Raw genomic sequence first — 14,487 nt, 5'->3', positions numbered from 1 at the left:
GGAATTTCTTGGTTGAGGCAAGCAGAGGGAGAAATCCCGGATTTCTCACCACATCTCTCAAGGCCTTTGCTTGAGCAGGGGAGCAGAGGAGAGTTCAAATACCAAGTTCTTTCCCCTCTGCTCCTTTGCCCCTTCTCTCAAGCTTGTGAGAAATGCGGGAAATGGAGGCTGGCATTGAGTTTTGCCTCCCCTGCTTATCTGAGCAGTATTGATACGCGTCTAAATAAATGTACAAGTAATTGAGCAACGTTTAGATTTAATTTTTAAGTTTCAGTAAAAACCCTTCATATGTGACCGTATGAATTGATTTCGGTAACAAAGAAGTGATACTACTCCAAAAAAACTAGAACCGCAAAGTTTGCTTGAGAAACTTTGTGGTTCTAGTTTTTTCCACCCTATATAAATGATTATTATTTTTCTCTCGTTCTATGAAACCACCTGCTCTCACATACGGCACTAGGGGCGCTGAGTTCAATTTAAATTAGTCGCTACAAGTTGAGTAGCTCTTTCAATCTGAGGATTGAGAGAGGAAATAGCATCTGTGGTTGTTTCAAAACAATTTGATAATCCAATGGTTTTCAACAATCCTGAACGCTCTAGTATTTGTTGAACTTGGGGTTGTAAACCTGTGAGAATTAAGCGGCAATTATGCCGTTCCAAATCGTGGTAAATATCCTCTAAGGCCACTAAGCCAGTTGTGTCCATAGTTGGTACATACCGTAACCGCAGAATTAAATACTTCACTTCTGGCTGTTCCCGCAAGAAGGTAACGAACCTTTCCGCAGCCCCAAAAAATACAGGGCCATCTACCCGATAAACAGCAATTTCTTTGCCTAATTCTAGAGGAATACCAGGGGGAAACACTTCGGTTTCAGGCATTTTGGCCAGGGTCAAATCACTCATACGTTTGATAAACAAGGCTCCGGCGGCAATCAATCCGACTTCCACAGCGAGAACTAAGTCAAACAAGATTGTTACCAGCCAGGTGAGAATCATCACAGCAAAATCGGAGTAGGTAGCACGCATTAATAAGCCAATGGCTTCCCACTCAATCATCCGCAAGCTAACTACCATCAAAATGCCAGCAAGTGCTGCTAGGGGAATCTGCGCCGCTAAGGGTGCCAAAGTTAAGACAATAATGGCTAAAGCAACGCCGTGAATGACTCCAGACAGTCGGGTTGTACCGCCAGAACGGACATTAATCGCAGTTCGAGCGATCGCCCCTGTGGCCGGGATGCCACCAAAAAATGGGACAATGATATTTGCTAATCCTTGACCAATTAATTCGCGATCGCTATTGTGTTTCTCGCTCACCGTCATTCCATCAGCCACCACCGCCGACAGCAACGATTCAATACTTCCCAGTGCTGCCAAAGCCAAAGCTGGATTAATTAATTCTCGAATCACGCTAAAATCATTCCAGTGCGGAATCCCTTGGGGCATTGGTAAAGATTGAGGAATGACTCCAATTCTTGGTACATCCAGATGAAAATAAGTAGCGATCGCTGTTGCCAATACCAACCCCACTAAAGAACCTGGTATAGTATTATTAATCTTGGGCCAGAAAACGTTGGTTGCAATCACCACCAATGCTAGCCCGACTGCTACCCAGTTTAAAGCTTCTACATGAGTTATGGTTTGCCAAAGTCCTGGCAGAAAATGATCGCTATGTGGTATTTGCAAGCCAAAGAAATTATTTAACTGCCCACAAAAAATAATCACGGCAATACCGTTAGTAAAACCTGCCGTCACTGGATAAGGAATAAACTTCACTAGTTGTCCGAGTTTGGCAACACCCAAAGCTACCTGGATAATTCCAGCCATCACCCCAGCAATCCAAACTTTCTCAATGCCATACTTGGCAACAATTCCCACCAAAATGACAGCCATTGCACCTGTAGGGCCTGTAATCTGTACCGGCGAACCTCCAAAGATTGCCGCTACAATTCCTGCCACAATAGCGGTGTAGAGTCCTGCCTTTGGTTCGACTCCACTGGCCACCGCAAAGGCTAAAGCCAAGGGTAGTGCGACTACAGCGGCTGTCAGTCCTCCCGTTAAATCACCACGTAGTCCACTAAACAAGCCGGTGAAACTGAAAAGCTTTGATTGTTCAACGGTATCAAATCTTGGCATATTTTCATTTTCAACTTTCATACAGAGTTTATTTATACATAATGTTTTGGTCTACAGCCAGATAAAAAGCTTTTTTGCTCCTGACTCCTACTGTATACTTCACTAGCTTGCAATTTGCTGTAATTTTCAAAGTAGTTATAGCACCTATTTGCCAAAACTGCTGTTGTCTGCATGAGGTTAAATTGATTTGTTTGCCAGAATTTTTTGGTAGGCTTGAATTGTTTGCTTAGCGATCGCATCCCAGCTAAAATTTTCTGATGCATATTTTTGGGCATTTAATCCCCGTCTTTGGCGTTCTGTAGGATTTTGTAAAGCTGCTTGCAGCAACTCTACCAGCACTTGGACATCTGTTGCACCCACCCAACCCGATTCACTATCACGTATTTGTTGACAAATATGCACTTGGTCAGAAATTATAACGGGTATTCCTGCTACCATCGCTTCAGCAACAGCAATCCCAAAATTTTCGTAGTAGGAAGGCAAGACGAATAAATCAGCTGCTTGTAGTAAACTAACTTTTAATTCACCAGTAACAAAGCCAGTAATTGTAGTGTGCGATCGCAGTGGTGAATTTTCAATTTGGGATACTATATTTTTTTCGTAATCTGCATCTTGAGGATTAGTTCCAGCTAAAACAAAATGAAATTTATAACCCATCACTAATAATTTTTCTAGCGCCGGAATCAACAAATTTAACCCTTTTTTCGGGTCAATTCGTGACATAAATAGTAGCAGTGGAACATCTTTTGGTATTTCTAACTGACTAGATACATTATTAACAGGCGATTGAGGGGGAATCACACCCAAAGGAATAACCAAATCTGGCGTAGATACTCCAAATCGTTCTGATATTTTAGCTTCTTGAACACTGGTGAAATGAATTGCTGCTGCACCAGCTAAATTTTGACGTTCTATAATTGCAGCATAAAGCTGTTTTAATTGCTTTTTCTTCTCTAAATCAGCGGGATCGAGAGTTCCCAAAGGACGTAAAATATAAGGTAGCTTTTGCTGACGACACACAGTAGCCGCAGCACTGCTTATGGGTGAAAATAAAGCATGAATATGTGCTATATCAAACTCGTGAGCATGACCTTTGAGCCACTTCAATAAATCTAGGGAAAATTTGTAGCGACGAAATGGGGCACAACGAAAGTAAATTATTTCATAACCATCTTGTTGAATTGGATAATTTAAGGGAACATCCAGAGGTATTTGACCATTATCGCCATTACTATCAGTCGTGAGAATTGTAACTTCTACTCCCTCTTTTACCAACGCTGGGGCTAATCCTAATACCATTTGACTAGGACCACCGTAAATCAGAGAAATTGAGGGAACAATTTGTAATATTTTCATTTTTATTTCTTGTTTTCATGCTCTTCTTTGCGTCTTTGCGCCTTTGCGTGAGACAAAAAGAATATTTATCCAAGAGGTCTAATTACGAATAATCAATGACTATTAACCAACTCTTGATAAAACTCTAACTGTTGCTTAGCTAAAGCTTTATTTGTATATTTAACCATTGCTTTTTGATAACCAATTTCACCAACAGTTTGAGCAAAATCTGGTTTATCCATTAATTGAACTAAGCAATTAGTAAGGGCTTGAGTATCACCTTCGGGAAAAACTAAACCAGCTTCGCCAATTACATGGGGAATTTCACCAGAATCAGAACCAATTACAGGCACTTGGCAAGCCATTGCTTCAATTAGCACATGACCAAATTGTTCTTTCCAACCAGTAGAAGTTAAGGTTTTAAACTTATAAGTCGTTTCTGAAGGAAGTACCAAAGTATTCATTAAATTGATATAGTTTGCAACTTCGTTATGGGGAACACTTTCTACCAAAATTAACCGCTCTTTAATATTGTTTTCTGTCGCTTTTTTGATTAATTCAGCTTGTAATTCTCCCCGTCCTAGCAGTAGGAATTTCCACGGTTTATTTTTTAAATTTACTAAAGCATTTAAAAGCGTTAATAAACCCTTCTCTTGGACAAAACGCCCAACAAAGCCAACTACGAAATCTTCTTTCTTAATACCTAACTTAGCTGCTAATTCTGGTTGGGCTTTCGGAGTAAATAAAATTTCATCTACACCTAGTTGCGGCATAACTTTAATTGCACCTTGATACCCCCGTTGTCGCAAAACTTCTGCACCATCTTGATTGCCAGAAATAATGCCGTGGCTGTTGTTGAGGTTATATTTTTCTAATAAAGCAACTGGTAATTTTAGTTCATAGGGAAGATTCCACCAGGTAAAAAATACATTTTTTGCCTTGAGTCCTAAAAGTTTATTCAAGGCAATCATCTGAGTATAAGCAAGTCCTCTAGACCCTTGTTCTACCTGGATAACTTGGGGACGAAATTGTTTTAACAAAGATATCAAATCAGCACCAAAGGTCAGGAGTCCTTGATGATTTTGACTAAAATTAGAAACAGGAACTATTTTGAATGAACCTTCATCGCGGTATTCAGTTTTAATGATTTTGTTTTGCACACCCCCAGGATTCCATCGCTTTGGAACTACAACTATGACTTCAATGTCAGGTTGTAGTTGAGATAAAGCGCGTAATTTTTCACAGTTGAGGTCTACGATATAAGTGTGACTAGCAACTAAGATTTTCATTGTTATTTGTCATTTGTTATTTGTCATTCTCGTCATCCCCATGCCCAATCCCTAAACTTTTTGATCCAAATGAGTGTAAATTTGACCATCATTCCATACTGATTGAATGACAGTACCCAAGGCTTTGAAAAAACCTAAGATGTAAAAAATACCACGAGTGGCAATTTTGATGGGAGAACCACTTTTGTGACAAGGTGGGCGTCCAAGTACGTGACAATCAAATAAACGAGCGTATAGGCGTAAAGCTTGAGTAATAGTGAGGTTTTTTAGCCCTAGTAAGAAATGGTTGTGGTAAAAGGTAAGTTGATATTTGAGCGATCGCATACTAATATCATGACAACCCCCTGTTTCTTCGCCTAAATGCACTAAATGCGCTTCTGGGTCATACCAAATCTTATATCCCGTCTTTCGCACCCGCAAACAAAAATCTGATTCTTCCCGGACTGCACTGCCGCGAAACCTCTCGTCAAAACTCAGTCCATACTTAGTAAAAATTTCGCGGCGAAAGGACATATTACAACCCCTTGCTGTCAGTACTTGCTGCGGTTTTGTCGTATGTACTAAATCAATATGATACCAAGCAATTCCGGGGTCCATAGCTTCGGGAGGCAGATATTCAATCTGTAAATCTCCTCCAGAATCACCTAATTTCATTCTGTCAAATACCCTTCCAGCAACAGCCCCCACCTCTGGGTTTTGCAAATAATTTTTCACATGGGCTGTTAACAATCCAGAGGTTAGCTGAACATCATCATCAATAAATAATATTATTTCACCAGATGACCGCCTGACAGCGTAATTCCGCGCCCCTGGTAAACTCGCCCAATCTAACCGCAACCATTTAATTTTACCTGCCTCTGCCATTTCCTCAAGGTAGGCTTGAATTTCTGGTTGGTGTTTTGCAGTTTGGTCTACTACCAATACTTCAAAATTTGGATAGTCCTGTTTCAAGGCATCTACAATACTATCCCGCAGCGGTTCCTCCCGACCATATGTTGGGATGACTACAGAAATTAAAGGATAATTATTCATGATTTTTATTCAGCAGTTTTTCTGCTTTGATAATAACCTTGTAAAAATTAATTTTCATCAAATTCAATAAGCTAGCATTACTTTAAATTTGCATTTTGACTTTTTACGCATGAAAAATATTTCTTCTAGCAGCGAAGAGGTTTTGAATTTTACCTCTTACCTAGCAACACACTCAATTATTTACGCTGCGGCTGTATAGAGATTATCAAAGAACTCATTCTGCTTTTCTGAGTTATGTACAATTTGTGCTTGAGCCAATGCTCCTGCACTTAAAAATTCATAATGTTCTTGTTTATCAGTTCTATCAAGAAACTGGATAATTTGTTGCAATGCTTGCTCTGCTAAATAGTCATATGTGCTATTTACAATTTCCCAATATTCATTAGTTTTTGTTTTCTCTCCATGTAGCCAATTACTCCAATGCCTAATTTCATTAATTGGTAATTCTAAAATATAGCCATTTTCCCCATGACGGATAAACTCTGGCAAAGCACATACGTTAGTCGTAATTGCTGGCGTGGCTACTGAAAATCCTTCGATGATACTAAAGCCATAGGTATCATGTAGTGTAGCCATTAACTGAAAATGGCTTTGCGATAGTAACTCAATAACTTTTTCATTAGGGATATATTTGTGGAAAACAACGTTACTTAAATTCAGTAATTTTAAATCTTCTAGATATTTGCTAGTATCGGGAAAATCTGTAGGTACTCCTGAACCATGTCCTAGTCCCGATATAATATGAATAGTCAGAGGTAACCCTAATTTTTCAGCTTTCTTTGCTAGCCTTAAAGCAACAACTCCACCTTTTCTAGCAATGTGGTGTCCTACAAAAATAAGCTGTAATTTTTGGTTTGCTTGATAAGTTTTTGGTTTGTCAACTCTCGTCGGAAAATTGGGATGAATTACATCCAATTTCGTACTTAATTTATCTTCTGTTTTCCAACCTTCTATTCGCTTAAGAAACCTCAATTTAGCATAATCTGACATTGCTATAAGTTTTTGGCAATTATCTAGCGCTAAACGATTGTTTAATAATTCATAAATTACTCTCTCTCGTTTATTTTGAGGATTTCTATATAAAACCCGATGATCTTCAAATGTGAGAAACCAAGGTTTATTTGTATATAAGATTCTGTTAAAAGAATGAACAGCCTGATATTTTTGCCATAAAGGTTGCCAAGGCAAAAAGCTTGCTAAAGGATACCAAAGTTTTTCGATAGGATATCTGCCGGTAGGAAAAGATTTCAGGTGGATTAGTGTATGCCTAGAATTACGTGGTAGATTAGGAATTCTAATGTGATTCTGACCACATATAATAACTTTTGCCATTTTTTTGTGATTTAAATTGTTTTGAGACGTTTTTTCTTGGTTTTTTGCAGAGGATTGGCATCTTCTATATCTTGTTTTTCCAGTTCTGGCAATTTAAAAAGAACTCCTGCAAAAAACCAATAATAGACAGCAACAGGATCGACATCCAAAGGATAGTAGTAAGTGTTGTAGCTAATAAACAATATAAACACCCATAAAGCTGCTCCGTAACTGCGGAAATTACGGTTTTTTATGGAGCGATACGTCTTAAAGCCAATAATTGTTAAAGTTGTTACCAAACCCAGAAACGCCATTACCCCAAGAATTCCGACTTCATAGAGTACTTTGGGGTAGTAAGTTTCCACAAGCTTAGTTTTACCCATCGCACGAGCAGAATTTGTGGCTCGTCCTAAGCCACTTCCCAAGGGACCGTCTACATTTTTCCAATTTTCTTCAAATTGCTGGACGATAAAATCTTGAGGTGGTGAAGCCTCCCAGCGACTGGTAAAACTGGCGGTTCTCTCTTGTACCACAGCAGGGTTAGTCACCATTGCAATTCCCAAAATAAAGGCAAGTCCTATGCCTATGGGGATAAATCGTTTCAGGTTGCCAAGTTGTCCGGTGAGCAATAGCAAAATACCGAAGCAGGTTGGTACCAACGCTAAGGCAATTCTCTGTCCAGAGATTACAGCATTAATAAAGACTGTGACTAAAGAACCTAAACCAAGCAGCCGCCATATTGGGGAGGGATCGGTGAAGCCGGTAGCAAAGGTAAAAAAGGTACTGGAAATTAAGAACCATGCCCACTGCCAAGGGGCTACAAATGTCCCTGGTAGGCGAACGACCCCTTCTTCGGGACTATATAATAGCGCTCCACCAAAATAACACCGTGCGTCTAGTGATGTGACAAATAGGGCATTTCCTTCAAGACCTCTGGTACCTTTACATATACCAGTTAGTAGTAACAGATATTGAATAAGTCCCAGCACACAGCAAATCAGTATGAGAGCAATCTGGAGGCGCGATAAAAGTAAAAAATCTCGCTTATCCCGAATTAAATAGTAAGCACAACCAATAAGAGGGACATATCCTAAAAATACTTTCAGTCCCAGAATTCCCATACCTAAGGGTATTTCTGGGGCTGCTTTTTCCAATAGTCCCACGCTAGGGGGGTTAAATTGCTGTCCACCATTAACAAACAACAGTGTTAGCAGACTGCAACCCAAAACAATATAAAGTGGGATTTTAATTCCTGACGGAATAATTAAGGGTAGCCCCTGTTTCCGACAAGTCTGCCAAAGTCCAATTAGCGCTGGAACGTAAAAAGCATCTTTAGCTAATTGGAGTATGGGACTATTGCCTAAGTAGTAAGTGATAGTACCGCCAACAGGCACATAAATTATGAAGGCATATAGTGCTTGGCGGGGATATTTGTAGGAAAGAGACATCACAAGTATCCCCAAGACACCAGGAAGTGCTGCTTTAATTCCAGCTACGAAAAAAAGCACAATGCCAACGAAAACACCGCTAAAGGTGGCGGTGGTGAGTAAGCTGATAAGTTCTTTACGCGCTTGGGCTGCTTTGCGCTTTTGGGCCAACTGTTCTTTGAGGCTAAGGCTAGACGTTTCCTTTTTAGCCTGTTTTTTTGAGTTTTTAGATTGCTGAGATTTTGATTTAATTTTTGCCATACTGGCGCTGTAGCCTATCAACCTCGGAAAATAATATATTATAGTTTACAAATCTCTTTAGATTGCTGTAAATTGTATAATCCAAATTCATCTCTAATTGATTGATTTAATAATTTGCGATTAAAAATACTAAATGTCAATCTTTTTGAATTATCAAAAAGATTTTCTCCTGTTTCCAAAATATAAACCGCTCCTGGAAATGGTAATGATTTGATGGCTTTTGCTTGGTTTTTTAAAATATCTCTGACTTTGGCGTGGTCTATATAATATCTATAGTATCCATAACCACGATTATATTCTGCGGCTTCAGGCAAATCATTCAAATCATATCGAAGAATGTTACAACTGCCGCACATTTTATAAAAGTTACTTCTTTTAATATATATATAATTACTGCCTTCCTGATATTTATAACCTTTATTTATAAACCATCCATTAGAATCAGGGTGTTGTTCAACAAATTTAGCTAAATTTTTACTTACACAATCGTCAGCATCAACTGTGATTGTGTGAGTGGGAGAAAATTGACGAGCATACATCAATCCTTTTAATATTTTACGCCCTTTATCTGTGTCTCCTTTTGCTACAGGGTTAGTCTCGTTTGGTGGAGAAAAATCAACTGTTATGTATGTAATCTGAGAATGAGTAAATTCTATTTTTGGCTTTTCGTGACAAACAACAATAACCTGAAAGTTAGATGAAGTTTGATTGCAAACTGATTTAACACATCTTTCAAATAATTGTGTCACACGCTCCCAGGAATTGGAAACTTGTGGACTTTTGAGTGGGATCACAAAAACAAGCACTAGCTTATATCACAGCAAATAGCTAAGAATATCGAGGTAAATAATAACACGTTCCCATTGGCGCTAGGGCTAATTACAGCATATTTCAAATTGGTGAGGTACAGAAAAATATCCCACATACGCTGTCGCGCACTCTTCACGATGCTTGGGGAGGATCAAGCCTAAAAGCAAAGGTATTGAATTATTAGACCTCTTGCATAAATATTTTTTTGTCTCACGCAGAGGCGCAGCACTTCGGCTCATTTCGACTACGCTCAATGACCAACGCTCAAATCGAGCGACTTGCACTGAGCGGCGTCGAAGTGAGTCGAGATTCAATGACCGGCGCAGAGAAGAGAACGCAAAGAAGGACTTTTGCAAGAAGTCTATTGTGACGCAGTGAGTTTTTTTAACAAGTAATTAGCCAGAACGATCTAAAAATGCAAATAAAAATGTCACAGCTTCTATACATAACTGAGGTTCGTTAATTTATAGAAGCTGTGATGAAAATTGGCGTTTTTTCAAATCTGAGATATTAGCTAATTTAGTCCATCAAATGTTGCTGGACTTGGGAAACTAATTCATTTGTCCAGTGGTTGGCAAGTTCAGCGTTGGCAGCTTCTACCATGACTCTGATGACTGGTTCGGTACCAGAGGCGCGAACTAAAATTCTACCAGAATCTCCCATTGCAGCTTCGGCAAGAGCGATCGCTTTTTGCACTGGTTGGCAATCTTTCCATCCTAAACGGCGATCGCGATCGATAACTCGCACGTTCCGCAATAATTGGGGATAGGTCTGGAAGCTTTGATCTACTAGTTCTCCTAAGGAAACACCAGTATCTTTTACTAACGCGGCTAAATGCAAGGCTGTTAATAAACCATCCCCAGTCACGGCATAATGACGGCAAAGAATATGTCCTGATTGTTCGCCGCCTAACATTCCCCCAGTCCGCACCATTTCGGCTTGCACGTATTGGTCGCCGACTGCGGTGCGAATCAATTTACCACCCTGTTGTTGCCAAGCTTTCTCGAAGCCTAAGTTAGCCATGACTGTAGATACAATCAAGTTATCAGGCAGTTGTTGCTTTTGTTGTAACTGGCGTCCCCAGAGGTAGAGAATGTAATCGCCGTTAACTTGCCTTCCAGTATTGTCTACTGCTAAGACGCGATCGGCGTCACCATCAAAAGCAAAGCCTAAATCGGCGTTGTGTTCTTGGACAGTGGCTGCAAGAATATCTAAATGAGTGGAACCACAGTTAACGTTGATGCGATCGCCATCTGCTTCGTTATGCAGACAGATTACCTCGGCACCCATCTGTGTAAATACTGTTGGTGCTAATCCAACTGCTGCCCCCCAGGCCAAATCTAAGACAATCTTCATTCCCTGAAGATTTAAGTGATTGTCCAAAGGATTTTTTAACGCCGAGCTATAATCATCGATTAACTCAAAACGTGAGTAATGCCGTCCGCAATTACTATCAGTACCAGGAGTTGATATCTTGCCTCGCAGTCCCGCCTCAATTTCTGCTTGCAATAATTGCGGTAACTTTCCACCATTTTCACCAAATACCTTAATGCCGTTGTCTTCTGGGGGGTTGTGACTGGCAGAAATCATCACTCCGCCAATGGCGCCAGTGATGCTGGTGAGATAAGCAACGCAAGGAGTGGGACATAATCCCAAATACCAAACTTCTAATCCGGCTGCTGTTAAACCTGCACTCAAAGCCATTGCCAGCATATCGCTAGAGTTTCTGGAGTCCTGTCCGAGAATCACTGGTCCGACTTGAGTGGCATGGTTACGTAAAACAATACCCGCCCAAAAACCAACTTGCAAAGCTAAGGGCGCATTAAGTAATTCCCCCACTCTTCCGCGTATACCATCAGTGCCAAATAACGGATTTGTCGGTAATGGTATTAAATTCGATGCCAAACTGTTCTCAATTCCTTTGCCCAATACATCACCTGAAGCAGAACCCCCAGGAATGCCCATTGTCCGAGTTACAGATGAAACCATAATTTTAAACACTCCACACAACAAACTGAAAAATACCACTTGAGACTTTATTCAGCAATTTCGACATTCTTAATTCTCTTTAGAAATTCATTGTAGATAAGCTTTATCTTACGTAAAAATACGTAATACATGCTTCGATAATTGTAAATCTTTCATGAAATCGGTATTGGTTTTTACGTTATTAGTAAAGTCTACATATTTTAGCCAATTCTTGCTTTTATGCCCTCTACTTTCCTATTCACTATCATATGTAGTATTAAATACAGTCGTAGTGTTTAATACTTTAGCTGTTAAGAAAAATGACTTATAACAAATATTACTTTGGATAATTTCAACTATTTCCCAGAAAAGCTGAGAATAAAAGGAAAATATAGCTCATCAGAACAAAAAATCAACACCCCAGAGGAGAAAGTTTTATTTACTGAGCTAACTTTTGTGTAAAAAGTTACAAAATTATCACAGCTTAAAAAATTTTAATATAAATTCTCATCAAATAGTTTTAAGGTAACGTTTTAATGGCTTTTTTAGCCGTTCCCGAATTAAAACTCGGGCAGTTGACTTTTTAAAGTTGAGAAATTTAGTATGAGCAGCAATTTAGCAACCAAATTACGTGTAGGCACTAAAAAAGCCCACACAATGGCAGAAAATGTAGGTTTTGTGAAGTGCTTTTTAAAAGGAGTCGTTGAGAAAAACTCTTACCGGAAACTAGTTGCTAACTTCTACTTCATCTACTCAGCGATGGAAGAGGAGATGGAAAAGCACCGCCAGCATCCAATTGTTTCTAAAATTCATTTTCCCCTACTAAACCGCAAGTATACCTTAGAACAAGACCTGAGTTATTACTTTGGTGCAAACTGGCGCGATCAAATCCAAGTATCTTCGGCAGGTGAAGCTTATGTAAAGCGGATTCGGGAAATATCTGCAACAGAACCAGAACTGTTAATCGCTCATTCATATACTCGTTACCTAGGTGACTTATCCGGGGGACAAATTCTTAAAGGCATTGCTGTGACAGCGATGAACCTTTCTGATGGGCAGGGAACAGCATTTTATGAGTTTCCAGAGATTTCCGATGAAAAGGCATTCAAAGCTAAATATCGTCAGACTTTGGACGAATTACCCCTTGATGATGCGACAACCGATCGCATTGTTGATGAAGCTAACGCCGCCTTTGGTATGAACATGAAGATGTTCCAAGAATTAGAAGGCAATTTGATCAAGGCGATCGGTGTAATGCTTTACAATAGCCTCACTCGTCGTCGCGCCCGCGGTAGCACTGAACTTGCGACTGCTGAGTAAAGACACGATTAATCGTTTCTGTAAAAGACTGCGGAGTGTGGAGTGTGGAGTCATAAATTCAGACAGCCTAATGAAAGATAATTCATCGGTGGTTCTGGAGAAAGAGCGAAGACTATAAAACGCTCAAAATATTTAGGGGCAATAGCCCTGTGACTGCTTTTTATTCGTGAAAGCAAGCATGGGGAAATTGCCCCTCAATTATTTGCCCTTGAATAAGGGGATGATTGGGCTAATCCGGGGACGCAATAATGATTAGTATTGATCCAAATAAATACTCAAATCATCCAGCAATTATGCAATGCCAATTATTTTAATTAGCAATTAAATCCTTGAGAGCATCTTGAGCATCACTGTTTTCTGGATCTATTTTTAATGCTTCCCGCAAAACTGTTGTGGCTTCTTGTTTTGATCCATCACCAGATTCACCATAAGCAATTTGTTTGCCCAGTTTGATGTAAAGTTCAGCCATTTGTCGGCGTGGGATCAGATTTGCCAAGGGCTGATAAAATTCCATCACGCCTGTAAACCCTTTTTGTTTGTAAAGTAGCAAATTTACATTTGAGCAGCTATCATAACTACCTTCACCAATTCTGACTATCTTTTGACAAATTGCCAGGGCTTCATCTAAGTTTTTTTCTTGAACTAGTACTTCATTTAATTTATTGTAATAATAATCACTAGGTTCTTTGGCAACGGCTTGGCGATAAAAACCGATCGCTTCTTCTGATTTATTTTGCACGATCAGTACATCGGCCAGATCTACATATGCTGAAGCCTCAGGTTTAATTTTAACTAGTTGTCGGTAAGCAGCGATCGCTTCGTTGACAAAGCCACGCTTGAATGAAAGTTCACCTAACTTTTGATAATAAGCTTCATCTTCGGGGTTATTTTTACTCGCTTGACGATATATGGCTACTGCTTCTGAATATTCCAAGATTTCACCCAGCTTATCGTAAGCATTGTCAGACCAATAACCACTAGTATCAAGTTTTATGACTTGGCGGTAAGCAGCGATCGCTTCTTCTCGTTTGCCTGTTTTCAATAAAGTATCAGCTAAAGTGTTGTAATTATAAGCCTCTGGCTTAAGTTTAACTGCTTGACGATAAGCGACTAGTGCTTCCTCTGTGTTGCCAGCTGCTATCAACTGATTGCCTAAACTCGTGTATGCTGTATCATTTTTAGCATCGAGTTTAACTGATTGACGATAACTGGCGATCGCTTCTGTAATTCGTCCCTTTTCTGCCAGGAAATTCGCTAATTTTAGGTAAATCTCGGCATCGGGAGCTAGTTGCAAAGCTTGGCGATAGGTAGCGATGGTGTCTGCAATCTTGCCTTGGGAAGATAGGATATCAGCTAGCTTGACGTAAGCATAAGTATTGTTGCGGTCGCGTTCAATCAAACTTCGCCAAATATTAGCGGCTTCTTCATAATTTTTAACTTCTTCGGCAGATGTCGCTTTTTGTTCCAACTCCTCCACCGTTTGCGCCGAAGTAATTTGAGGAGCCAACACCAAACTTAAACCTAAGAGCAATGGTAATATTTTCAAGCTTCCCATATAATTCCAGCACCACTAAGTCAATATTCAAACTAAGCTTAATCTC

Annotated in this window: 10 protein-coding genes; 1 reads left to right on the top strand and 9 read right to left on the bottom strand. The window is 39.7% G+C overall.

Going from position 1 to position 14,487, the window contains the following annotated elements:
- Positions 1 to 471: 471 nt before the first annotated feature.
- From ACFG4S_RS10135 to glmM, 8 genes are all read right to left on the bottom strand, one after another.
- Positions 472 to 2,133, bottom strand: coding sequence for a SulP family inorganic anion transporter (locus tag ACFG4S_RS10135; RefSeq protein WP_392535951.1), 1,662 nt, complete (start codon positions 2,131 to 2,133; stop codon positions 472 to 474).
- 177 nt (positions 2,134 to 2,310) lie between these two features.
- Entirely contained in the window at positions 2,311 to 3,489 is a 1,179-nt protein-coding gene (gene hpsP, locus ACFG4S_RS10130; protein WP_392534668.1) for a hormogonium polysaccharide biosynthesis glycosyltransferase HpsP, read from the bottom strand.
- Between the two features lie 92 nt (positions 3,490 to 3,581).
- Entirely contained in the window at positions 3,582 to 4,757 is a 1,176-nt protein-coding gene (gene hpsO / locus ACFG4S_RS10125; RefSeq protein ID WP_392534667.1) for a hormogonium polysaccharide biosynthesis glycosyltransferase HpsO, read from the bottom strand.
- Between the two features lie 51 nt (positions 4,758 to 4,808).
- Entirely contained in the window at positions 4,809 to 5,789 is a 981-nt protein-coding gene (gene hpsN, locus ACFG4S_RS10120) for a hormogonium polysaccharide biosynthesis glycosyltransferase HpsN (RefSeq protein WP_392534666.1), read from the bottom strand.
- A gap of 180 nt (positions 5,790 to 5,969) precedes the next feature.
- Positions 5,970 to 7,121: a glycosyltransferase family 4 protein gene (locus ACFG4S_RS10115; protein ID WP_392534665.1), complete on the bottom strand. Its 1,152-nt coding sequence runs from the start codon at positions 7,119 to 7,121 to the stop codon at positions 5,970 to 5,972.
- An 11-nt stretch (positions 7,122 to 7,132) separates the two neighbouring features.
- A complete protein-coding gene (hpsL, locus tag ACFG4S_RS10110; RefSeq protein WP_392534664.1) occupies positions 7,133 to 8,788 on the bottom strand; it encodes a hormogonium polysaccharide biosynthesis protein HpsL in 1,656 nt (551 codons plus the stop codon).
- A gap of 38 nt (positions 8,789 to 8,826) precedes the next feature.
- A complete protein-coding gene (locus tag ACFG4S_RS10105; RefSeq protein ID WP_392534663.1) occupies positions 8,827 to 9,537 on the bottom strand; it encodes a glycosyltransferase family 2 protein in 711 nt (236 codons plus the stop codon).
- Between the two features lie 580 nt (positions 9,538 to 10,117).
- The gene (glmM, locus tag ACFG4S_RS10100; protein WP_392534662.1) at positions 10,118 to 11,587 is read right to left on the bottom strand and encodes a phosphoglucosamine mutase; all 1,470 of its coding nucleotides are present in this window, start codon (positions 11,585 to 11,587) and stop codon (positions 10,118 to 10,120) included.
- Positions 11,588 to 12,169: 582 nt separating this feature from the next.
- On the opposite strand from glmM, the gene ACFG4S_RS10095 reads away from it, so the two are divergent.
- On the top strand, positions 12,170 to 12,886 hold the full coding sequence (locus ACFG4S_RS10095; protein WP_392534661.1) for a heme oxygenase (biliverdin-producing): 717 nt from the start codon (positions 12,170 to 12,172) through the stop codon (positions 12,884 to 12,886).
- 310 nt (positions 12,887 to 13,196) lie between these two features.
- On the opposite strand, the gene ACFG4S_RS10090 is transcribed toward ACFG4S_RS10095, so the two are convergent.
- Positions 13,197 to 14,441, bottom strand: a complete 1,245-nt coding sequence (locus ACFG4S_RS10090) for a tetratricopeptide repeat protein (protein WP_392534660.1) — start codon at positions 14,439 to 14,441, stop codon at positions 13,197 to 13,199.
- Positions 14,442 to 14,487 lie beyond the last annotated feature (46 nt).

This window comes from Nostoc sp. C117 (assembly GCF_043099735.1).
Classification (GTDB): Bacteria; Cyanobacteriota; Cyanobacteriia; order Cyanobacteriales; family Nostocaceae; genus Nostoc.
This window is presented reverse-complemented; position numbering and strand designations above follow the sequence as displayed.

Coding starts and splice junctions, on each gene's coding strand:
- hpsO (WP_392534667.1), bottom strand. CDS start 4,757: ATGAAAATCTTAGTTGCTAGTCACACTTATATCGTAGACCTCAACTGT.
- hpsP (WP_392534668.1), bottom strand. CDS start 3,489: ATGAAAATATTACAAATTGTTCCCTCAATTTCTCTGATTTACGGTGGT.
- ACFG4S_RS10095 (WP_392534661.1), top strand. CDS start 12,170: ATGAGCAGCAATTTAGCAACCAAATTACGTGTAGGCACTAAAAAAGCC.
- ACFG4S_RS10135 (WP_392535951.1), bottom strand. CDS start 2,133: ATGCCAAGATTTGATACCGTTGAACAATCAAAGCTTTTCAGTTTCACC.
- glmM (WP_392534662.1), bottom strand. CDS start 11,587: ATGGTTTCATCTGTAACTCGGACAATGGGCATTCCTGGGGGTTCTGCT.
- ACFG4S_RS10090 (WP_392534660.1), bottom strand. CDS start 14,441: ATGGGAAGCTTGAAAATATTACCATTGCTCTTAGGTTTAAGTTTGGTG.
- ACFG4S_RS10115 (WP_392534665.1), bottom strand. CDS start 7,121: ATGGCAAAAGTTATTATATGTGGTCAGAATCACATTAGAATTCCTAAT.
- hpsL (WP_392534664.1), bottom strand. CDS start 8,788: ATGGCAAAAATTAAATCAAAATCTCAGCAATCTAAAAACTCAAAAAAA.
- hpsN (WP_392534666.1), bottom strand. CDS start 5,789: ATGAATAATTATCCTTTAATTTCTGTAGTCATCCCAACATATGGTCGG.